This window comes from Serratia sp. 2C06, assembly GCF_050037615.1.
GTDB lineage: Bacteria > Pseudomonadota > Gammaproteobacteria > Enterobacterales > Enterobacteriaceae > Serratia > Serratia ureilytica.
The window spans coordinates 952,923-975,005 of sequence record NZ_CP188299.1 but is presented as its reverse complement, the minus strand read 5'-3'; the positions used below and the strand labels follow the sequence as shown (position 1 = coordinate 975,005).

Annotated in this window: 17 protein-coding genes, 2 tRNA genes, 1 rRNA gene and 1 riboswitch; of the genes, 12 read left to right on the top strand and 8 right to left on the bottom strand. The window is 58.9% G+C overall.

Going from position 1 to position 22,083, the window contains the following annotated elements; genetic code table 11:
* Positions 1-83 precede the first annotated feature (83 nt).
* Together ppc and argE are read right to left on the bottom strand one after the other, a co-directional pair.
* Entirely contained in the window at positions 84-2,720 is a 2,637-nt protein-coding gene (gene ppc / locus ACP3TA_RS05070) for a phosphoenolpyruvate carboxylase (protein ID WP_004931070.1), read from the bottom strand.
* A gap of 261 nt (positions 2,721-2,981) precedes the next feature.
* Positions 2,982-4,127, bottom strand: a complete 1,146-nt coding sequence (gene argE / locus ACP3TA_RS05065; RefSeq protein ID WP_015379410.1) for an acetylornithine deacetylase — start codon at positions 4,125-4,127, stop codon at positions 2,982-2,984.
* A gap of 216 nt (positions 4,128-4,343) precedes the next feature.
* Here argE and argC point away from each other — a divergent pair, with 216 nt between their 5' ends.
* From argC to argH, 4 genes are all read left to right on the top strand, one after another.
* Positions 4,344-5,348, top strand: a complete 1,005-nt coding sequence (gene argC, locus ACP3TA_RS05060; protein ID WP_060660138.1) for an N-acetyl-gamma-glutamyl-phosphate reductase — start codon at positions 4,344-4,346, stop codon at positions 5,346-5,348.
* Between the two features lie 20 nt (positions 5,349-5,368).
* Positions 5,369-6,142, top strand: coding sequence for an acetylglutamate kinase (gene argB, locus ACP3TA_RS05055; RefSeq protein ID WP_033645219.1), 774 nt, complete (start codon positions 5,369-5,371; stop codon positions 6,140-6,142).
* A gap of 25 nt (positions 6,143-6,167) precedes the next feature.
* Positions 6,168-7,388: an argininosuccinate synthase gene (locus ACP3TA_RS05050; protein ID WP_004931061.1), complete on the top strand. Its 1,221-nt coding sequence runs from the start codon at positions 6,168-6,170 to the stop codon at positions 7,386-7,388.
* A 69-nt stretch (positions 7,389-7,457) separates the two neighbouring features.
* Positions 7,458-8,831: an argininosuccinate lyase gene (gene argH, locus ACP3TA_RS05045; RefSeq protein WP_060660139.1), complete on the top strand. Its 1,374-nt coding sequence runs from the start codon at positions 7,458-7,460 to the stop codon at positions 8,829-8,831.
* Positions 8,832-8,864: 33 nt separating this feature from the next.
* Here the strand turns inward: argH and ACP3TA_RS05040 are convergent, their stop codons facing one another.
* The 4 genes from ACP3TA_RS05040 to ACP3TA_RS05025 form a co-directional block, all read right to left on the bottom strand.
* Positions 8,865-9,191 (bottom strand): type II toxin-antitoxin system HicB family antitoxin, encoded by a 327-nt coding sequence (locus ACP3TA_RS05040; RefSeq protein ID WP_033652204.1) that lies wholly within the window; start codon positions 9,189-9,191, stop codon positions 8,865-8,867.
* The gene (locus ACP3TA_RS05035; protein WP_426784554.1) at positions 9,178-9,438 is read right to left on the bottom strand and encodes a toxin HicA; all 261 of its coding nucleotides are present in this window, start codon (positions 9,436-9,438) and stop codon (positions 9,178-9,180) included. Before ACP3TA_RS05035 ends, ACP3TA_RS05040 begins: the two co-directional genes overlap by 14 nt.
* A 162-nt stretch (positions 9,439-9,600) precedes the next feature.
* Positions 9,601-11,049 carry a dihydrolipoyl dehydrogenase gene (locus tag ACP3TA_RS05030; protein WP_033645220.1) on the bottom strand — a complete coding sequence of 483 codons (1,449 nt, stop codon included), beginning with the start codon at positions 11,047-11,049 and terminating at the stop codon, positions 9,601-9,603.
* 72 nt (positions 11,050-11,121) lie between these two features.
* On the bottom strand, positions 11,122-11,853 hold the full coding sequence (locus ACP3TA_RS05025) for a glutathione peroxidase (protein WP_015379403.1): 732 nt from the start codon (positions 11,851-11,853) through the stop codon (positions 11,122-11,124).
* Positions 11,854-12,004: 151 nt separating this feature from the next.
* On the opposite strand from ACP3TA_RS05025, the gene oxyR reads away from it, so the two are divergent.
* Positions 12,005-12,922, top strand: a complete 918-nt coding sequence (oxyR, locus tag ACP3TA_RS05020; protein ID WP_033652202.1) for a DNA-binding transcriptional regulator OxyR — start codon at positions 12,005-12,007, stop codon at positions 12,920-12,922.
* Here the strand turns inward: oxyR and sthA are convergent.
* On the bottom strand, positions 12,905-14,302 hold the full coding sequence (gene sthA, locus ACP3TA_RS05015; protein WP_004931047.1) for a Si-specific NAD(P)(+) transhydrogenase: 1,398 nt from the start codon (positions 14,300-14,302) through the stop codon (positions 12,905-12,907). The genes oxyR and sthA overlap by 18 nt on opposite strands.
* A 218-nt stretch (positions 14,303-14,520) precedes the next feature.
* Here sthA and fabR point away from each other — a divergent pair, with 218 nt between their 5' ends.
* A complete protein-coding gene (fabR, locus tag ACP3TA_RS05010) occupies positions 14,521-15,153 on the top strand; it encodes an HTH-type transcriptional repressor FabR (protein ID WP_004931044.1) in 633 nt (210 codons plus the stop codon).
* Between the two features lie 15 nt (positions 15,154-15,168).
* On the top strand, positions 15,169-15,540 hold the full coding sequence (locus ACP3TA_RS05005) for a YijD family membrane protein (RefSeq protein WP_042785555.1): 372 nt from the start codon (positions 15,169-15,171) through the stop codon (positions 15,538-15,540).
* A 34-nt stretch (positions 15,541-15,574) separates the two neighbouring features.
* Here the strand turns inward: ACP3TA_RS05005 and trmA are convergent, their stop codons facing one another.
* Complete coding sequence (gene trmA / locus ACP3TA_RS05000) at positions 15,575-16,678, bottom strand: tRNA (uridine(54)-C5)-methyltransferase TrmA (protein ID WP_206196437.1); 1,104 nt, start codon at positions 16,676-16,678, stop codon at positions 15,575-15,577.
* A 122-nt stretch (positions 16,679-16,800) separates the two neighbouring features.
* A riboswitch (cobalamin riboswitch) is annotated at positions 16,801-17,013 on the top strand.
* Between the two features lie 69 nt (positions 17,014-17,082).
* Here trmA and btuB point away from each other — a divergent pair.
* The 5 genes from btuB to ACP3TA_RS04975 all read left to right on the top strand — a co-directional run bounded on the left by btuB (position 17,083) and on the right by ACP3TA_RS04975 (position 21,942).
* Positions 17,083-18,954: a TonB-dependent vitamin B12 receptor BtuB gene (gene btuB / locus ACP3TA_RS04995; RefSeq protein ID WP_033645223.1), complete on the top strand. Its 1,872-nt coding sequence runs from the start codon at positions 17,083-17,085 to the stop codon at positions 18,952-18,954.
* Positions 18,899-19,762, top strand: a complete 864-nt coding sequence (gene murI, locus ACP3TA_RS04990; RefSeq protein ID WP_025921004.1) for a glutamate racemase — start codon at positions 18,899-18,901, stop codon at positions 19,760-19,762. Before btuB ends, murI begins: the two co-directional genes overlap by 56 nt.
* A 373-nt stretch (positions 19,763-20,135) precedes the next feature.
* A 16S ribosomal RNA gene (locus ACP3TA_RS04985) occupies positions 20,136-21,677 on the top strand.
* Positions 21,678-21,751: 74 nt separating this feature from the next.
* A tRNA-Ile gene (locus ACP3TA_RS04980) sits at positions 21,752-21,828 on the top strand.
* A gap of 38 nt (positions 21,829-21,866) precedes the next feature.
* Positions 21,867-21,942 (top strand) — tRNA-Ala (locus ACP3TA_RS04975).
* Positions 21,943-22,083 lie beyond the last annotated feature (141 nt).

Below are 22,083 nucleotides of genomic sequence, written 5' to 3'. Positions count from 1 at the left end.
GGCGCCGCTTTACCGCGGCGCCCTTTTTTTGTGGGGGAGACATAAAAAAACGGCCCCGATAAACGGGGCCGCGATGAGGCTCACTAGCCGGTGTTGCGCATCCCGGCGGCGACGCCGGCGATGGTAACCATCAGCGCCTGCTCCACGCGGGCGTCCGGCTGCTCCTGCTGGCGCGAACGGTGCAGCAATTCGGCCTGCAAGACGTTCAACGGGTCGGTATAGACGTTGCGCAGCGCGATGGATTCGGCGATCCACGGCAGGTCTTCCATCAGGTGCGCATCGTTGGCGATGGTCAGCACCACCTTGATGTCGCTTTCCAGCTGATCGCGCAGCTGTTGGCCCAGCGGCCACAGCGATTTATCCACCAGGCGCTGATCGTAGTATTCCGCCAGCCACAGGTCGGCTTTGGCGAACACCATTTCCAGCATGGCGATGCGGGTGGAGAAGAACGGCCAGTCGCGACACATCGCCTCCAGCTCCGCCTGTTTGCCGGCTTTCACCGCTTCCTGCAATCCGGCGCCGGCGCCGAGCCAGGCCGGCAGCATCAGGCGGTTCTGCGTCCAGGCGAAGATCCACGGAATGGCGCGCAGGCTCTCTACGCCGCCGTTCGGCTTGCGCTTGGCCGGGCGCGAGCCCAGCGGCAGTTTGCCCAGCTCCAGTTCCGGCGTGGCCGCGCGGAAGTAAGGCACGAAGTCCGGGTTTTCACGCACGTAGCCGCGATACATTCGGCAGGAGGTCTCGGACAGGTCGTCCATCAGCGCCCGCCATTCTTTCTTCGGTTCCGGCGGCGGCAGCAGGTTGGCCTCGAGGATCGCGCCGGCATACAGCGCCAGGCTGCTGATGGTGACTTCCGGCAGGCCGAACTTGAAGCGGATCATCTCGCCCTGTTCGGTGACGCGCAGGCCGCCCTTCAGGCTGCCCGGCGGCTGCGACAGCAGCGCCGCATGCGCCGGAGCGCCGCCGCGGCCGATGGAACCGCCGCGGCCGTGGAACAGCGTCAGCGCCACGCCGGCCTTTTCACAGGTTTTGATCAGCGCGTCCTGCGCGCGGTACTGCGCCCAGGAAGCGGCCATCACGCCGGCGTCTTTCGCCGAGTCGGAATAGCCGATCATCACCATCTGTTTGCCCTGGATGAAGCCGCGATACCAGTCGATGTTCAGCAACTGGGTCATTACGTCGTCGGCGTTGTTCAGGTCGTCGAGGGTTTCGAACAGCGGGGCGACCGGCAGCGCGAACGGGCAGCCGGCCTCTTTCAGCAGCAGGTGCACCGCCAGCACGTCGGAAGGCGTACGCGCCATCGAAATCACATAGGCGGCGATCGAGCCCTGCGGCGCTTCGGCAATCACCCGGCAGGTTTCCAGCACTTCCTGCGTGTCGGCGCTCGGTTGCCATTTCAGCGGCACCAGCGGGCGTTTGGAGTTCAGTTCGCGGATCAGGAACGCCTGTTTATCGGCTTCCGACCAGCTTTCATAGTCGCCCAGCCCCAGATAGCGGGTCAGCTCGGCGATGGCTTCGGTATGGCGGGTGCTCTCCTGACGCACGTCGATGCGCACCAGCGGCACGCCGAAGCAGCGCACGCGGCGCAGGGTATCCAGCAGTTGACCATTGGCGATGATGCCCATGCCGCAGGCCTGCAGCGACTGGTAGCAGGCATACAGCGGCTCCCACAGCTGCTCGTTGTTCACCAGCAGGTCGTGCGGTTTCAGCACGCGCTCGCCCTTCAGGCGACCTTCCAGATAAGCCTGGGAACTCATCAGCTGGCTGCGCAGCTGCTTCATGATTTCGCGGTAAGGCTCCTGCACCTCATCGCCGCCGGCGCGGGCGCGCAGCTCCGGGGTGCACTCGGTCATCGACAGCTCGGAGACCAGCACCTGGATGTCGCGGGTAAACAGGTCGCAGGCTTTCCAGCGGCTGAGCAGCAGCACATGGCGGGTAATTTCGGCGGTGACGTTCGGGTTGCCGTCGCGGTCGCCGCCCATCCAGGAGGTGAAGCGCACCGGCACCGCTTCTACCGGCAGGCTGTAATCGATGGAGTTTTCCAGCTGTTCGTTGAATTCGCGCAGGAACGCCGGCACGCCTTCCCACAGGCTGTTTTCCACGACGGCAAAACCCCATTTGGCTTCGTCGATCGGGGAAGGGCGGTGTTTGCGAATTTCATCGGTGTGCCACGACTGGGCTACCAGCTGGCGCAGGCGGCGCATGATCTTGTTGCGCTCGTAGTCGGCCAGATCGTTGTGATCGAGCTGGCTGAGGCAGGTGTTGACCTCCACCAGCTTGTGGATCAGGGTGCGGCGGGTAATCTCCGTCGGGTGCGCCGTCAGCACCAGCTCGATGGAGAGTTGTGACACCGCGTGCTGCAGCTCTTTGTCGCTGAGCTTTTTGTCTTTGAGGCGGCTGAACAGTTGGGCCAGCGCTTCCGGGTTGCTGGCGGCCTCGCCGTTGGGCGAAATGCTGTGATACTGCTCGGCGACGTTGGTCAGGTTGAGGAACTGGCTGAAGGCGCGCGCCACCGGCAGCAGCTCGTCGTTGGACAAGTTCTGCAGGGTGGAGAGCAGCTCCTGGCGATGCGCTTCGTTGCCGGCGCGTGAGGATTTGGAAAGCTTACGGATGGTCTCAACGCGATCGAGAATATGCTCGCCCAGCGCTTCTTTGATGGTATCGCCGAGCAATTTGCCGAGCATACTGACATTACTGCGCATTGCCGAATATTGTTCGTTCATATAACCCCTGACCCAGTTCTGTATGTATGATTTTTATCTTGTAAATAAATTTCACGCGTCAGGCGCAGACCGCCTGCCTGATCCCATCGCGTTCCTGTCCAATCGTCAATTGACACTATTTTTAGCAAAAAAACATCAAAATCGGCGCATTTTCTGAAATTTAATTACGCCGCGTGGGTTATCAGCGTGGCTTATTTCGCTGCTTTCTACTTATTTTGAGTTAGGGGAAGCATAAAGCATTTCCCCTGTTAAATGTCGGGTTTATTGCCGGCAAAAGTGATTGACCAGCTGGCCCAACAGTTTGCGCGTCGGTTCGATAAACGCGGTGTCGATGTATTCGTCCGGCTGGTGGGCCTGATCGATGGAACCGGGGCCGAGCACCAACGTCGGGCAGACCTGTTGCACAAACGGCGCTTCGGTGCAGTAGTTGACCACCTGCGTGCGGGTGCCCAGCAGTTCCTCGATCACCGCCACCATGCGGTGGTCGGTCGGGCATTCGTAGCCCGGCACCGACGCGTGCAGCTCTTCGATGGTCAGGCGGCCCGGCCAGCGTTGGCTCACTGGCTCCAGCGCCTGATGCATCAGTTCGTTGATGTTGTCGAGCGTCATGCCGGGCAGCGGGCGGATATCCAGGTGCAGTTCGCAACAGGCGCAGATGCGGTTGGCCGCGTCGCCGCCGCTGATATGGCCGAAGTTCATGGTGGGATAAGGCACGGCGAACGCCGGGTTGTTGTAGCGCTCCTGCAGGGTCTTGCGCAGCTCCATCAGGCGGCCGATGGACTCGTGCATCAGATCGATGGCGTTGACGCCGCGCGCCGGATCGCTGGAGTGGCCGGACTGGCCGACGATGCGAATGGCGTTGGCCATGTGGCCCTTGTGCGCGCGCACCGGCTGCAGCGAGGTCGGCTCGCCGATGATGGCGAAATCCGGACGAATGGCGGTAGAGGCGGCGAAGTAACGCGCGCCGGCCATCGTCGTTTCTTCATCTGCGGTGGCTAAAATGTACAACGGCTTGGTCAGCTTGCTCGCGTCGATATCGCGCACCGCATCCAGAATAAAGGCGAAGAAGCCTTTCATGTCGGCGGTGCCCAGCCCGTAGAGCTTGTTGTCGTGCTCGGTCAGGGTGAAGGGATCGCGCGTCCAGCGGCCTTCGTCGTAAGGCACCGTATCGGTGTGCCCGGCCAGCAGCAGGCCGCCGCTGCCTTCGCCGATGCTGGCCAGCAGGTTGAATTTGTGGCGCGACTCCGGCACCGGCTGTACGTCGACGCGAAAGCCCAGGTCGGCAAACCATCCGGCCAACAAGTTGATTAACGCCTCATTGCTCTGATCGAGGCCGGCATCGGTGGCGCTGATTGACGGAGTGGCGATCAACGCCCGGTACAGCTCAATAAATGGAGGTAATTTCATCTTCACTGTTGACAGCCTTAGGTTAGGATAGTATCAATATTCATGCATTTATTTTGAATAAAAATACAGTAAGCCGAAGCGTAAGGGAACCCGATGCCCGGATGTTTATAAAAGCATCAACGCCTGGCTCCGTGGGTGAACGGCGCAACAACGCTGGCTAGCCCTGTTACCTGGGTCGCAAGCGACCGCACGTCAGTTTAGAAGGTGAAAGGCCACATGTTGAATACGCTGATCGTTGGTGCCAGCGGTTACGCCGGAGCGGAGCTCACGGCTTACCTGAATCGCCACCCACACATGAACATAACCGCTTTAGCGGTTTCAGCGCAAAGTGCAGATGCAGGAAAGTTGCTTTCCGATCTCCATCCCCAGTTGAAAGGCATCGTCGATCTGCCGCTGCAGCCGTTGACTGACGTCGCCAAGGCGGCGCAGGGCATCGACGTGGTGTTCCTCGCCACCGCCCATGAAGTCAGCCACGATATCGCACCGGCTTTCCTGGCGGCGGGCTGCGTGGTGTTCGATCTGTCCGGCGCCTTTCGCGTGCAGGACGCCGGTTTTTATAGCCAGTACTACGGTTTCGAGCATCAGCATGGTGCTCTGCTGGAGCAGGCGGTGTACGGCCTGGCGGAGTGGCAGAGCGACAAGATTAAACAGGCGCAGCTGATCGCGGTGCCGGGCTGCTACCCGACGGCGGCGCAGCTGGCGCTGAAACCGTTGATCGAAAAACAGCTGCTGAATATGGAGCAGTGGCCGGTGATCAACGCCACCAGCGGCGTTAGCGGCGCCGGGCGCAAGGCCAGCATGACCACCAGCTTCTGCGAAGTGAGCCTGCAGCCGTACGGTATTTTCACTCACCGGCACCAGCCGGAGATCGCCGCGCACCTGGGCGTGCCGGTCATCTTTACGCCGCACCTGGGCAATTTCCCGCGCGGCATCCTTGAAACCATCACCTGCCGTCTGAAAGCCGGCGTGACCGCGCAGGACGTCGCGGCCGCCTATCATGCCGCCTATGACGACAAGCCGCTGGTGCGGCTGTACGACCAGGGCGTGCCGGCGCTGAAAGCGGTGGTGGGGCTGCCGTTCTGTGACATCGGTTTTGCGGTGCAGGGCGAGCATCTGATCGCCGTGGCGGTGGAAGACAATCTGCTGAAAGGCGCGGCGGCGCAGGCGGTGCAATGCCTGAATATCCGTTTCGGCTTCCCGGAAACCCAATCACTCCTTTAAACCAGCGTGAGTAAACAGCAATGAACCCGTTAATTATCAAGTTAGGTGGCGTGTTATTAGACAGTGAAGAAGCGCTGGAGCGTCTGTTTACCGCGTTGGACAGCTATCGGCAGCAGCACCAGCGCCCGCTGGTGATCGTGCACGGCGGCGGCTGCGTGGTGGACGAACTGATGAAGCAACTCGCTTTGCCGGTGGTGAAAAAGAACGGCCTGCGGGTCACGCCGGCCGATCAGATCGACATCATCACCGGGGCGCTGGCCGGCACCGCCAACAAAACGCTGCTGGCGTGGGCGATTAAACACCAAATCAACGCCGTCGGCCTGAGCCTGGCGGACGGCGGCAGCGCGGTCGTGACCCCGCTCGATCCGGCATTGGGCCACGTCGGCAACGCGCAGCCCGGTTCGCCCGCACTGCTCAATACCCTGCTGGGCGCCGGCTACCTGCCGGTTGTCAGCTCCATCGGCATCACCGCCGAAGGGCAGTTAATGAACGTGAACGCCGATCAGGCGGCGACGGCGCTGGCGGCGACGCTGGGGGCGGACCTGATCCTGCTGTCGGACGTCAGCGGCATCCTCGACGGCAAGGGCCAACGCATTGCGGAAATGACGGCGCAAAAAGCGGAACAACTGATCGCGCAAGGCATCATCACCGATGGTATGGTGGTGAAGGTGAATGCGGCGCTCGACGCTGCCCGCACCCTCGGCCGCCCGGTGGATATCGCCAGCTGGCGCCATGCCGATCAGCTTCCTGCTTTGTTTAACGGCGTGTCGATTGGCACCCGGATCCTCGCTTAATTTTAGAATTAGAAAGGAATAGATCATGCAAAACCAAGGCATCAAAAAAATCGTTCTGGCGTACTCCGGCGGCCTGGATACCTCGGCCATCATTCCATGGCTGAAAGAGAACTACGGCGGCTGTGAAGTGGTGGCGTTCGTGGCGGACATCGGCCAGGAGCGCAGCGATCTGGAAGGCGTGGAGCAAAAAGCCCTGCAGTCCGGTGCCTCTGAATGTCACGTGGTCGATCTGCGTGAAGAATTTATCCGCGATTACGTTTATCCGGTGCTGCAGACCGGCGCCCTGTACGAGGGCAGCTACCTGCTGGGCACCTCGATGGCGCGGCCGATCATCGCCAAGGCGCAGGTCGAGCTGGCGTTGAAAGTGGGCGCAGACGCGCTGTGCCACGGCGCGACCGGCAAAGGCAACGATCAGGTGCGTTTCGAAACCACCTACACCGCGCTGGCGCCGCAGCTGAAAGTGGTAGCGCCGTGGCGCGAGTGGAACCTGCGTTCCCGTGAAGCGCTGCTGGATTACCTGAAAGAGCGCAATATCCCGACCACCGCATCGCTGGAGAAAATCTACAGCCGCGATGAGAACGCCTGGCACATCTCCACCGAAGGCGGCGTGTTGGAAAGCCCGTGGAACGCGCCAAACAAGGATTGCTGGGTATGGACCGTCGATCCGCAGGAAGCGCCGGACCAGCCTGAGCAGGTGACCGTTACCGTCGAGAAAGGCCGCGTCGTGGCGGTTAACGGTAAAGCGCTGTCGCCGTACCAGTGCCTGGAAACCCTGAACGCGCTGGGCGCCAAGCACGGCGTCGGCCGTATCGACATCGTGGAAAACCGTCTGGTGGGCATCAAATCCCGCGGCTGCTATGAGACCCCGGGGGGCACCATCATGGTGGCGGCGCTGCGCGCCATCGAGCAACTGGTGCTGGATCGCGACAGCTTCAAATGGCGCGAGCAGCTGGGCCTGGAGATGTCCTATGTGGTGTACGACGGCCGCTGGTTCGCGCCGCTGCGCCGCTCGCTGCAGGCCTCTGCCGAAGCATTGGCTGAAGAGGTGAACGGTGAAGTGGTGCTGCAGCTGTACAAAGGCCAGGTGACGGCGACCCAGAAAAAATCCGCCAACAGCCTGTACTCCGAAGAGTTCGCCACCTTCGGCGAAGACGAAGTTTACGATCACAGCCACGCGGGCGGCTTTATCCGCCTGTTCTCTCTGTCTTCACGCATCCGCGCGTTGAACGAGAAAAAGAATAAATAACCGATTGGCGTGACTCTGCAAGGGCGCAGCATGCTGCGCCCTTTCGCATAAAAATTCAGGAGTAAAGGTATGGCACTTTGGGGCGGACGGTTCACTCAGGCGGCGGATCAGCGGTTCAAGCAACTCAACGATTCGCTGCGGTTCGATTATCGCCTGGCGGAGCAAGATATCGTGGGCTCGGTGGCCTGGTCGAAGGCGCTGGTGACCGTTAACGTGTTGACGGCAACGGAGCAAAAGCAGCTGGAGCAGGCGCTGAATGCCTTGCTGACGGAAGTCCAGGCCGATCCTTTGGCGATCGTCCAAAGCGATGCCGAAGACATCCACAGCTGGGTGGAGCAGAAGCTGATCGAGAAGGTCGGCGATTTGGGCAAGAAGCTGCACACCGGCCGCAGCCGCAACGATCAGGTCGCGACCGATCTGAAGCTGTGGTGCAAACAGCAGATCGGCGATCTGCATCAGGCGATCGTCCAGCTGCAGCAGGCGCTGGTGGAGACCGCCGAAGCCAACCAGGATGCGGTGATGCCGGGGTATACCCATCTGCAACGCGCGCAGCCGGTGACTTTCGCGCACTGGTGTCTGGCCTATGTCGAGATGCTGGCGCGCGATGAAAGCCGCCTGCAGGATACCCTGAAACGGCTGGACGTCAGCCCGCTGGGCAGCGGCGCGCTGGCCGGCACCGCGTATCCTATCGATCGCGAGCAGCTGGCCGGCTGGCTGGGTTTTGCCTCGGCGACCCGCAACAGCCTGGACAGCGTATCCGATCGCGATCACGTGCTGGAGCTGCTGTCCAACGCCGCCATCAGCATGGTGCACCTGTCGCGCTTCGCCGAAGATCTGATCTTCTTCAACAGCGGCGAGGCGGCGTTTGTCGAGCTGTCTGACCGCGTGACCTCCGGCTCTTCGCTGATGCCGCAGAAGAAAAACCCGGACGCGCTGGAGCTGATCCGCGGCAAGTGCGGCCGCGTACAGGGCGCGCTGACCGGCATGATGATGACGCTGAAAGGCCTGCCGCTGGCGTACAACAAAGACATGCAGGAAGACAAAGAAGGGCTGTTCGACGCGCTCGACACTTGGATGGACTGCCTGCAGATGGCGGCGCTGGTGCTGGACGGCATTCAGGTGAAGCGCCCGCGCTGCCGGGAAGCGGCGGAGCAGGGTTATGCGAATGCCACCGAGCTGGCGGACTACCTGGTCGCCAAAGGCGTGCCGTTCCGCGAAGCGCACCATATCGTCGGTGAGGCGGTGGTAGAAGCCATTCGCCAGGGCAAACCGCTGGAAGCGCTGCCGCTGGCGGATTTGCAGCAGTTCAGCGCGACGATTGGCGACGATGTCTATCCGATCCTGGCGTTGCAATCCTGCCTGGACAAACGTGCGGCCAAAGGCGGCGTCGCGCCGCAGCAGGTGGCCGCGGCCATCGCCGCAGCGAAACAGCGTTTGGCTTGACGACGAGGGCGGCCTGGCGCCGCCCTTGAACCTTTACCCCGCCAGGCGTGCGCAGAGATAACGGTTCAGGCTCACGCCTTCTTCCATCGCGCCGATCGCCAGCCGGCGATGCTGTTCCGGCGTCATGCGTAGCACCAGTTTGCCGCTGAAATTTTTCTCCGCCAACGCCTGCGGCGGCGTTTCGCCTTGCGCCAGCATGTCGGCGATCGTTTCGCTCACCACTTTCTCGATACCCTCCAATGCGCCGGTACGCGTGGCGGCCAGCCAGGACAACGAGGGGAATTCGGCGCACAGCCCGACATATTCACGGTCTTGCGCTGACCAGGTGATGCGATAGGTATAGTGTTCATGCTTTTCCATGTTCTTCCTCCATTCTGGCCAGTGCGGCGATGACCTGCTTAACCTGATATGCCTTGGCCGCGCCGTTGTTGCCGCGTTGGATATTGATGCGCGGATCGCCTGGCCAGGGCATGCGATAAACGTGATGGCTGCTACCGTTTATGCGCGGCGGCCCAAACCATCGCACGCAGATTTTCGCTAACTCGGCGAATTTGATGCTGTTCTGCCGCTGTTGCATATCAGCGATGTCATCCCTGATCTCGTTCATGTTGCCTCCATTTTAGTATTATTATTGATATCAATTCAATATCGAGGCATAAAAAATGAGCGCAGGAGGGCCGTGAGGCAAGAGGAGGGAGGAAAATCTGGAAAGCGCTGCGCAAAAAAACCGGGCCTGAAGGCCCGGTAGGTGTGAACGGATAAGAAGGCGTTATTCGCCCGGACAGCGCTGACAGCGTTCGATTTCGGCCGTGCCGAGTTTGAGCTTCGCCTGCAGGTCGCGCAGCGCAGTGCGCAAGCCTTCTTCGATCACCGGATGATAGAACGGCATGTCCAGCATCTGATCGACGGTCATCTGCTGTTGGTGCGCCCAGGCTAACAGGTGCGCAATGTGTTCGGCGTCCGGGCCGATCATTTCCGCGCCGAGGAAACGGCCGGTGCCTTGCTCGCCGTAAACGTGCAGAACGCCCTTGTTGCGCAGCATCACCCGCGAGCGGCCCTGATTCTCAAACGAGACCTTGCCCACTTCAAAACATCCGCAGGCGCTGAACTTCTCGCTCAGCTCGCGGAAGGTCGAGCCGACCATGGCGATCTGCGGATCGGAGAACACCACCGAAATCGCGCTGCGGCGCAGACCCGGATTGATCTCCGGGAAGCTGCCGGCATTGGCGCCGGCGATGCGTGCCTGATCGCTGGCCTCATGCAACAGCGGCAGTTGGTTGCTGGCGTCGCCGGCGATAAAGATATGCGGCACGCTGGTTTGCATCGTCAGGCGGTCGGCCAGCGGCACGCCTCGAGCGTCGAGCTGCAGGCCGGTGTTTTCAAGACCCAGCCGATCGACGTTGGGGCGGCGGCCGGTGGCGGCCAGCACGTAGTCCACCAGGATCTCCTGCGACTGGCCCTGCAGATCCTGATAGCGGATAAATACGCGGTCGCCTTCGCGCTGCATCATCTCCACTTTCACGTCGGCGTCGAGGTAGAATTCTTCCCCCAGCGCCTTCGCAGCGTAATCGCGCACGGCGCTGTCGGTCAGCGGCCCGACGGCGCCGCCGATGCCGAAGACCTTGGTGTCGACGCCGAGGCGGTGCAGCGCTTGCCCCAACTCCAGCCCGATCACGCCAGGGCCGAATACCGCCACGGACTGCGGCAAGTCATCCCAGTTGAACAGATCGTCGTTGACGATCAGGCGATCGCCCAGTTCATTCCACGGCGCCGGCCAACTGGGGCGAGAGCCGGTGGCGATCACGATGCGCTGCGCCACGATGCGCGTATGGTCATCGACCTGCAGCGTGTTGTCGTCGATAAAGCGGGCATAGCCCTGAATTTTGTCGGCGGCCGGGATCTCGTCCACGCCTTCCAGCACGAAGCCGACGAAACGATCGCGTTCGCGTTTGACGCGCGCCATCACCTCGCGTCCGTCGATACGCGTTTTGCCGGTTGGGTGCACGCCAAAGCCCGGCGCACGTTCGATTTGATGCACCGCTTCGGCGGCGGCGATCAGTAATTTGGATGGCATGCAGCCAACGCGCGCACAGGTGGTGCCGTAAGGCCCGCCTTCAATCATCACCACGCTGGGGGTAGACAGTTTGGCCGCGCGATAGGCGCCGAGCCCTGCGGTGCCGCCGCCGATGACCGCGACATCAACGTTCAACAGTTTCATATCCGCTCCTGAAAGGTAAAAAAAGGGCGGGCCGTAGCCCGCCAAAGTTCACGTTGGCTTTGTTATTACTTATTAAGCTGACAGGAATGTTTCCAGATCGTCGCTGCCGCCAATGTGACGGCCGCCGATGAAGACCTGCGGCACCGTGGCGCGGCCGCTGACGGCGCGCAGGCTGACGGTGGTAGCGTCTTTGCCCAGCACGATCTCTTCATACTGAATGCCGCGCTCTTGCAGCATCTGCTTGGCTTTGGCGCAGAATGGGCAGCCCGGTTTGGTGAACAGGGAGACCGATTCCTGCACTTTGAATTCCGGCGCCAGGTATTTCAGCATGGTGTCGGCGTCGGACACTTCAAACGGGTCGCCCGGCTTGTTCGGCTCAACAAACATTTTCTCGACCACGCCGTTGCGTACCAGCATCGAGTAGCGCCATGAGCGAGGGCCAAAGCCCAGATCCGCTTTCTCGACCAGCATGTTCATGCCTTTGGTGAATTCACCGTTGCCGTCCGGCACGAAGGTGATGTTTTCCGCATGTTGGTCGGCTTTCCAGGCGTTCATGACGAAGGTGTCGTTCACGGAGACGCAAAGAATGCTGTCGACGCCGTGCTGCTTGAATACGCTGGACAGTTCGTTGTAGCGCGGCAGGTGGCTCGAAGAACAGGTCGGCGTGAACGCGCCCGGCAGCGAGAAAACAATGACGGTTTTGTTTTTGAACAGGTCATCAGTGGTCACATCAATCCATTGGTCGCCCTGACGGGTGTGGAAAGTAACCTGAGGAACTTTCTTGCCTTCTTGACTGGTAAACATTGATTAACCCCTTAATTAGGAAAAGTAATTTTTAGCATTTAGCGCGATATCGCTTCGTTGGGACACATTATTGTCGCTGGGGCTTGATAGATCTAATCGCTCATTGCTATCTTATCTATCGCCATGAGCTATCATGGAATGGAGGGAAACAATGAATATTCGTGATTTAGAGTATCTGGTCGCCTTGGCCGAGCACCGGCACTTCCGCCGCGCGGCCGATTCATGCCATGTAAGCCAACCCACGCTGAGCGGGCAGATCCGCAAGCTGGAAGACGAGTTGGGCGTCATGCTGCTCGAACGCACCAGCCGCAAGGTGCTGTTCACCCAGGCGGGTCTGTTGCTGGTGGAGCAGGCGCGTACTGTGCTGCGAGAAGTGAAAGTATTGAAGGAGATGGCCAGCCAGCAGGGCGAAGCCATGTCCGGGCCGTTGCACATCGGCCTGATCCCGACCGTGGGGCCTTATCTGCTGCCGCAGATCATCCCGACGCTGCACAAAACGTTCCCGAAACTGGAAATGTACCTGCACGAAGCGCAAACCCATCAGCTGCTGGCGCAACTCGACAGCGGCAAACTGGACTGCGCCATTCTGGCATTGGTTAAGGAAACCGAGGCGTTTATCGAAGTGCCTTTGTTCGATGAACCGATGAAGCTGGCGGTGTACTCCGATCACCCGTGGGCGCAGCGCGAGCGCGTGCCGATGCCGGATTTGGCGGGTGAGAAACTGCTGATGCTGGAGGATGGCCACTGCCTGCGTGATCAGGCGATGGGCTTCTGCTTCCAGGCGGGCGCGGACGAAGATACCCACTTCCGCGCCACCAGTCTGGAAACGCTGCGCAATATGGTCGCGGCCGGCAGCGGCATTACCCTGCTGCCGTCACTGGCGGTACCGCCGCAGCGCGAACGCGACGGCGTCTGCTATCTGGATTGCTACAAGCCGGAGCCGAAGCGCACCATCGCGCTGGTGTACCGCCCCGGCTCCCCTTTGCGCAGCCGTTATGAGCAACTGGCCGAGGCGATCCGCGAACACATGCAGGGCTACATCGACAGCGCGTTAAAACAGGCGGTTTAAGCCGTTTAGCGCCGCCACCCGGTAGGCTTCGGCCATGGTCGGATAGTTGAAGGTCGTATTAACGAAATACTCGATAGTATTGCCTTCACCTTTCTGTTCCATGATCGCCTGGCCGATGTGGATGATCTCCGCCGCACGTTCGCCGAAGCAGTGGATCCCGAGGATCTGCAGGGTGTCGCGATGGAACAGGATCTTCAGGCTGCCGACGTTCATCCCGGCTATCTGCGCGCGCGCCAGATGCTTGAACTGGGCGCGGCCCACTTCATACGGCACCTTCATCGCGGTCAGTTCCTGCTCGGTTTTGCCGACGGAGCTGATTTCCGGAATGGTGTAGATGCCGGTCGGGATATCTTCGATTAAGTGACCGCTGGCTTCGCCGGAGGCGATCGCTTGCGCGGCGATGCGGCCCTGATCGTAGGCGGCGGAAGCCAGGCTCGGATAGCCGATCACGTCACCGACCGCATAAATGTGCGACAGCGCGGTTTGATACATGCTGTTCACTTTCAGCAGCCCGCGGCTGTCCGACTCCAGGCCGACGTTCTCCAACCCCAGCGAATCGGTGTTGCCGGTACGGCCGTTGGCGTACAGCAGGCAGTCCGCTTTCACCTTCTTGCCGGACTTCAGGTGCACGATCACGCCGTCTTCGGTGCCTTCGATCTTCTCGAATTCTTCGTTGTGGCGGATCACCACGCCGTTGTTCCAGAAGTGGTAAGAGAGCGAATCCGACATCTCCTGATCGAGGAACGCCAGCAGACGATCGCGGGTGTTGATCAGATCGACCTTGACGTTCAGGCCGCGGAAGATGGACGCATACTCGCAGCCGATCACCCCGGCGCCGTAAATGATCACGTGGCGCGGCTCATGGCTCAGCTCGAGAATGGAATCGCTGTCGTAGATGCGCGGATGGTTGAAGTCGACGCTGGCCGGATGGTAAGGACGCGAGCCGCAGGCGATCACGATGTGATCGGCGCGGATGGTGTCCTGGGTGCCGTCCATGTAGCTGACGCTGACGGTGTTGGCGTCGATGAAGCGCGCGTCGCCGGCGAACAGTTTGCACTGGTTCCGCTCATAGAACCCTTGGCGCATGCGGGTCTGCTGGCTGATGACGTTATCGGCGTGGCGTAAAATGTCAGGGAAGGTCGCGCTGAGCGTGCGCGAGTTGTTGTAAAGCGGGTTCTGGTTGAATTCGATAATGCGGCTGACGGCGTGGCGGAGGGCTTTGGAAGGGATCGTGCCCCAGTGGGTACATCCGCCACCTACGTTGTTGTACCGTTCGATAACGGCCACGCGGGCGCCTTGTTTCACCAGCCCCATGGCGGCACCTTCACCACCAGGGCCCGAGCCAATCACAATGGCATCAAATTGATAGTGCTGTTGCATGTAGGAGAGACCTGTTTTTTTATACAAGATTACAACGGTATCTTAACATCATAGCGCTGCTCACCCAATCACCATTAGGCTTTTTGAGTCAAAGCACAATCGGCTCAGGGCGGAAGTGTGATAGAGCGCGTTAGTATAAATGCTGTTGCAATAAAATTTGCTATATTGCCGAGTCTAGGGCGTTAGACTGAGAAAATGGAACCTATCCGGATATGCATATGGGCGTCAGAGCACAACAAAAAGAACGGACTCGTCGTTCCCTGATCGAAGCCGCTTTCAGCCAGCTGAGCGCCGAACGCAGCTTCGCCAGTCTGAGCCTGCGGGAAGTTTCACGCGAGGCGGGCATCGCGCCCACGTCGTTTTATCGCCATTTCCGCGATGTGGACGAGTTGGGGCTGACCATGGTGGATGAAAGCGGCCTGATGCTGCGTCAGTTGATGCGCCAGGCGCGCCAACGCATCGCCAAAGGCGGCAGCGTGATCCGCACCTCGGTGTCCACCTTTATGGAATTTATCGGCAACAACCCGAACGCCTTCCGCCTGCTGCTGCGCGAGCGCTCCGGCACGTCGGCGGCATTCCGTGCGGCGGTGGCGCGCGAGATCCAGCATTTCATCGCCGAACTGGCGGACTACCTCGAGTTGGAAAACCACATGCCGCGCAGCTTTACCGAAGCGCAGGCGGAGGCGATGGTCACCATCGTGTTCAGCGCCGGCGCGGAAGCGCTGGATATCGACGTCGAGCAGCGGCAGCAGTTGGAAGAACGGCTGGTGCTGCAGCTGCGGATGATCTCCAAAGGGGCGTATTACTGGTATCGTCGCGAACAAGAAAAAGCTTCTGTGTCCCACGTATAAAAAAGGTAAAAAATGATGGAAAAACCAGGCCGTGAAAATGGCACCTTACTGCTGGCGTTGATTGCCGGCCTTTCGATCAACGGTTCGTTTGCCGCGCTGTTCAGCTCGGTGGTGCCGTTTTCGATCTTCCCGCTGATCGCGTTGGTGCTGGCGGTGTACTGCCTGCATCAACGTTACCTGAACCGCGCCATGCCGGACGGCATGCCGAAGCTGGCGGCGGCCTGTTTCCTGCTGGGGCTGTTGCTGTACAGCGCCATCGTGCGCGCCGAGTATCCGCAGATCGGCTCCAACTTCCTGCCGTCGGTGATCTGCGTGGCGCTGGTGCTGTGGATCGGCATGAAACTGAAGGCGCGCAAGGCGCCGGATGTGCCGACTCAAGAATCGTAATGAAACGGGGCGCCATCACGGCGCCCCTGTCATATCAGCGGTGCTTTTCCAGCAACACGCCGCATTCCATATGATGGGTATAAGGGAACTGATCGAACAGCGCCAGACGGCTGACCCGGTGGGTGGCCTGCAGCGTTTCCAGGTTGGCGCACAGCGTTTCCGGATTGCATGAAATATACAGAATGCGCGGGTAAGCCTGCACCATCTTCACCGTTTCATCGTCCAGCCCGCTGCGCGGCGGATCGACGAAAATCGTCTCGCAGTTGTAGCCGCTCAGATCGATGCCTTTTAACCGGTTGAATTCGCGTACTCCGTTCATCGCCTGAGTGAAGTCTTCCGCCGCCATGCGGATGATCTGCACATTGTCGATATGGTTGGCGGCGATGTTGTACTGCGCCGCCGCCACCGACGGTTTGGCGATCTCGGTCGCCAGCACGCGCTCGAAATTGCGCGCCAGCGCCAGCGAGAAGTTGCCATTGCCACAGTACAGCTCCAGCAAATCGCCTTTGGAACCGGCGGTGACCGCCAGCGCCCACTCCAGCATCTGCACGTTCATGGCCGCGTTTGGCTGAGTGAAGCTGTTTTCCACCTGACGATAGATCATGTCGCGGCCGGCAACCGTCAGCACTTCGTCAACATAATCCTGGTCGAGCATGATTTTGGTCTTCGACGCCCGGCCGATCAGCTGCAGATCGAAACCCTGAGCGCGCAGTTCGTCGCGCAGCTGCTCGGCGCGCCGTTGCCAAACCTCATCCAGCTTGCGGTGGTACAGCAGCGAGGCGATGATTTTGCCGCTTTGCGTCGACAGATAATCGATCTGAAACAGCTTGTGGCGCAGGATCGGCTCCGGTTTCAGCGCAGCGATCAGGGCGCTCATCAGGCGGTTGATCAGCTTGCTGGCTGCCGGGAACTGATCGACGCGAATACGCTGCTTGGTCTGCTGATCGAACATGATGTGATACATGTCTTCCGCGTCGTGCCAGATGCGGAATTCGGCGCGCATGCGGTAGTGGTCGACTGGCGAGCGGAACACTTCCGGCTCGGGCGCCGCGAACGGTGACATCAACGTCTTCAGGCGGGCGACTTTCTCCGCCAGTTGGTCATCGTAACGTTCAATAGGCAAATTCTCGGGCGTCATGTGTGTCTTCTCGTCAGGCAAATTTGATCAGCGGGGATTGTAGGGAATCAGCCCGTGAAGTCCAGTTTTGTCGCGTTTATTATTTGTAACATTAATGGCAGTCTAGACATCTATTTGCATTGATCGTAGCATTGCCGTCCGGCCTCAAGCAGCGAGTGAAAAGGGAATCCGGTGTGAATCCGGAGCTGACGCGCAGCGGTAAGGGGAAGTCACGGCGATAGCGTTTCGACGCAGACACTGTCCACTGCAGGATGGGAAGTCATCGCCCGTTGCCGGTCGCGCCCTGCGGCCCGCAAATCCCAAGCCCGAAGACCTGCCGGTGTTACGTCGCAATGTCCGTGGCCGTCGCGAACTACCGGCCATGATCCTGCGGCATCCGCCAATTAAGTTTGGATGCTTTTCTCATGACAATTACAAAAAATACGCTGCTGGCGGTGGTCTCTTCCGTCACGGCTTTTTCTGGATGGGCGCAAGACAACACCACAGCCACGAATGGCGATAACCTGGTGGTTACCGCCAACCGTTTCCCGCAGCCGGTTTCTTCCGTGCTGGCGCCGACCACCATCGTCACCCGCAACGATATCGATCGCTGGCAGGCCAAGAGCCTGACCGACGTGATGCGCCGTTTGCCGGGCGTGGACGTTGGCCAAAACGGCGGGTTGGGGCAAAAGAGCTCGCTGTTTATTCGCGGCACCAACTCCAGCCACGTGCTGGTGCTAATTGACGGCATTCGCCTTAATCAGGCGGGCGTCAGCGGCTCTTCTGACCTTAGCCAAATCCCGATTTCGTTGGTGCAGAAAGTCGAATACATCCGCGGCCCGCGCTCGGCGGTGTACGGCTCCGATGCCATCGGCGGCGTGGTCAACATTATTACCACCCGCGAAAAGAACGGTACTACGCTCTCAGCCGGCGTCGGCTCCAACGGCTATCAATCCTATGACGCGTCGACTCAACAGCAGCTGGGCGACAGCACCGTGGCGACGGTGGCGGGTGACTACACCTACACCAAAGGGTATGACGTGGTGGCCTACGGCAGCACCGGCATGCAAAGCCAACAGGATCGCGATGGCTTTATGAGTAAGTCGCTGTATGGTGCGCTTGAGCACCAGTTCAGCGAATCGGTCAGCGGTTTTGTGCGCGGGTATGGTTACGACAACCGCACGGCGTATGATAGTTATTATTCCTCACCGACCAGCCCTCTGCTGGATACGCGCAAACTGTATAGCCAAACCTGGGATACCGGATTGCGCTATAAAGAAGGCATTTACGCAACACAAGTGATTGGCAGCTACAGCCATAGCAAGGATTACGATTACGATCCTCGCCTCGGCATGCATGACAGCTCGGCCAGCCTGGTGGATTCCGAACAGTACAACCTGCAGTGGGGCAATACGCTGCAGGTTGGACAGGGTACCGTAAGCTCTGGCGTCGACTGGCAGCAACAGAAAATCAAACCGGATTCCACCACCGTGAAGGGTGAAAAAAGCCAACGTGATGCAGGCATCTATCTGACTGCGCAGCAACTGGTTGGCCCGGTAACGTTGGAAGGTGCGGTTCGAGGTGACGATCATTCCGAGTTTGGCTGGCATGGCACCTGGCAAACCAGCGCGGCCTGGGAATTCGTCGAGGGATACCGTTTTATCGCATCGTATGGTACGGCGTTCAAAGCACCGAATATGAGCCAGCTATACGGCAACTTCGGTAACAACACCGATCTGAAACCGGAAGAAAGCAAGCAGTGGGAAGGTGGCTTTGAAGGGCTGACCGGCCCGGTGACCTGGCGCATCTCCGGTTATCGCAACGACATCGACAATTTGATCGATTCCACGGGGGAAACCAACTACGTCTATTACAACGTGGGTAAGGCGACCATCAAAGGGATTGAAGCTACGGCCTCATTTGATACCGGCCCGTTGACGCATCAGATTGGTTATGACTATGTCGATCCTCGCAACGCCAAGACCAATGAAGTGCTGCTGCGGCGCGCCAAGCAGCAGGTGAAATATGAGCTGGACTGGCAGCTGTATGACTTTGACTGGGCGGTGACTTATCAATATCTGGGTCAACGTTATGACAAGGATTACAGTACCTATCCGGAACAGAGCGTTAAACTCGGCGGCGTGAGCCTGTGGGATCTCGCAGTTTCGTATCCGGTCACATCTCATCTGACAGTTCGTGGTAGAATTGCCAACCTGTTTGATAAAGATTATGAGACGGCCTATGGCTACGCTACTCCAGGAAGAGAATACTACCTCACTGGAAGCTATACCTTCTAACAGCACCGCCACACCTCGCCCGACGGTGCTGGTTTTCGATTCCGGCGTCGGCGGGCTGTCGGTGTATCAAGAGATTCGGCAGTTGCTGCCGGATCTCCACTATATATACGCGTTCGACAACGTGGCGTTCCCCTACGGCGAGAAGTCCGAAGAGTTTATCGTTGAGCGCGTGCTGGAGATTGTCGGCGCGGTGCAGCAGCGTCATCCTCTGGCGATTGTCGTCATCGCCTGCAACACCGCCAGCACGGTCTCCTTGCCGGCCCTGCGCGAGCGTTTCAGTTTCCCTGTCGTGGGCGTGGTGCCCGCCATCAAACCGGCGGCCCGTCTTACCGTTAACGGCATTGTCGGCCTGTTGGCGACCCGCGGTACCGTACAGCGCAGCTACACCCACGAACTGATTTCCCGTTTCGCCACCGACTGCAAGATTGAACTGCTGGGCTCTTCAGAACTGGTGGAGCTGGCGGAAGCCAAGCTGCATGGCGAAGCCGTGCCGCTACCGGTGCTGAAGAAGATCCTGCATCCGTGGCTGAGCATGCGCGAGCCGCCGGATACCGTCGTGCTGGGCTGCACCCATTTCCCTCTATTAGCTGAAGAGCTGATGCAGGTGTTGCCGGAAGGCACCCGATTGGTGGATTCCGGCGCGGCGATTGCCCGTCGCACCGCCTGGCTCATCTCTACGCAGGAAAATCTGGTCTCGAGCCAGGAAGAGAATCTGGCGTATTGCATGGCGTTAAATGAAGATACTGACGCTTTATTGCCCGTTTTGCAGGGCTACGGCTTTAAATCGTTGAAAAAACTGCCGCTTTAACGGTGTTTTGGTTAAACATTCAACGGTCGGAAAAAATATTGAAAATAGGGGTTGCGGCCCGCCGAGAACTCCCTATAATGCGCCTCCACTGACCGGGAACAACGACTGACAAGCCGCCGGGTCAGCGAGAAGAAAGCGAAATAAACGCTTGACTCTCCGGGTGAAAAGCGTAATATACGCAGCCCGCGCCGATGAGTTTCTCGGCACTGCTCTTTAACAATTTATCAGACAATCTGTGTGGGCACTCCACAAGACGATATCCAGCATCTTCGGATGCAAAAAAATATCAAGTCTTGAAGAGTGACTAACTGAAGTAAAATTCATGCAGTAAATCTTTGAGCACCGCTTCTCGAGTGGAAGCAAATCAAGCTTTTAATTGAAGAGTTTGATCATGGCTCAGATTGAACGCTGGCGGCAGGCTTAACACATGCAAGTCGAGCGGTAGCACAGGGGAGCTTGCTCCCCGGGTGACGAGCGGCGGACGGGTGAGTAATGTCTGGGAAACTGCCTGATGGAGGGGGATAACTACTGGAAACGGTAGCTAATACCGCATAACGTCGCAAGACCAAAGAGGGGGACCTTCGGGCCTCTTGCCATCAGATGTGCCCAGATGGGATTAGCTAGTAGGTGGGGTAATGGCTCACCTAGGCGACGATCCCTAGCTGGTCTGAGAGGATGACCAGCCACACTGGAACTGAGACACGGTCCAGACTCCTACGGGAGGCAGCAGTGGGGAATATTGCACAATGGGCGCAAGCCTGATGCAGCCATGCCGCGTGTGTGAAGAAGGCCTTCGGGTTGTAAAGCACTTTCAGCGAGGAGGAAGGTGGTGAACTTAATACGTTCATCAATTGACGTTACTCGCAGAAGAAGCACCGGCTAACTCCGTGCCAGCAGCCGCGGTAATACGGAGGGTGCAAGCGTTAATCGGAATTACTGGGCGTAAAGCGCACGCAGGCGGTTTGTTAAGTCAGATGTGAAATCCCCGGGCTCAACCTGGGAACTGCATTTGAAACTGGCAAGCTAGAGTCTCGTAGAGGGGGGTAGAATTCCAGGTGTAGCGGTGAAATGCGTAGAGATCTGGAGGAATACCGGTGGCGAAGGCGGCCCCCTGGACGAAGACTGACGCTCAGGTGCGAAAGCGTGGGGAGCAAACAGGATTAGATACCCTGGTAGTCCACGCTGTAAACGATGTCGATTTGGAGGTTGTGCCCTTGAGGCGTGGCTTCCGGAGCTAACGCGTTAAATCGACCGCCTGGGGAGTACGGCCGCAAGGTTAAAACTCAAATGAATTGACGGGGGCCCGCACAAGCGGTGGAGCATGTGGTTTAATTCGATGCAACGCGAAGAACCTTACCTACTCTTGACATCCAGAGAACTTAGCAGAGATGCTTTGGTGCCTTCGGGAACTCTGAGACAGGTGCTGCATGGCTGTCGTCAGCTCGTGTTGTGAAATGTTGGGTTAAGTCCCGCAACGAGCGCAACCCTTATCCTTTGTTGCCAGCGGTTCGGCCGGGAACTCAAAGGAGACTGCCAGTGATAAACTGGAGGAAGGTGGGGATGACGTCAAGTCATCATGGCCCTTACGAGTAGGGCTACACACGTGCTACAATGGCGTATACAAAGAGAAGCGACCTCGCGAGAGCAAGCGGACCTCATAAAGTACGTCGTAGTCCGGATTGGAGTCTGCAACTCGACTCCATGAAGTCGGAATCGCTAGTAATCGTAGATCAGAATGCTACGGTGAATACGTTCCCGGGCCTTGTACACACCGCCCGTCACACCATGGGAGTGGGTTGCAAAAGAAGTAGGTAGCTTAACCTTCGGGAGGGCGCTTACCACTTTGTGATTCATGACTGGGGTGAAGTCGTAACAAGGTAACCGTAGGGGAACCTGCGGTTGGATCACCTCCTTACCTAAAGATATTAGTTCGAGTGGCGTGCTCACACAGATTGTCTGATAGAAAGTAACGAGCAGAAATACCTTTATAGGCTTGTAGCTCAGGTGGTTAGAGCGCACCCCTGATAAGGGTGAGGTCGGTGGTTCAAGTCCACTCAGGCCTACCACTTCTTGTAAGTGGAAAAGGTACTGCACGTGACTGTATGGGGCTATAGCTCAGCTGGGAGAGCGCCTGCCTTGCACGCAGGAGGTCAGCGGTTCGATCCCGCTTAGCTCCACCATATAGTCCGGTATTGAATACTTCAGAGTATATTGGCGACAGTATGCTGCGAAGTATTTTGCTCTTTAACAATCTGGAACAAGCTGAAAATTGAAACATGACGGCTGAAATTTATCCCTCCGTAGATGTATTGGGATGAAGA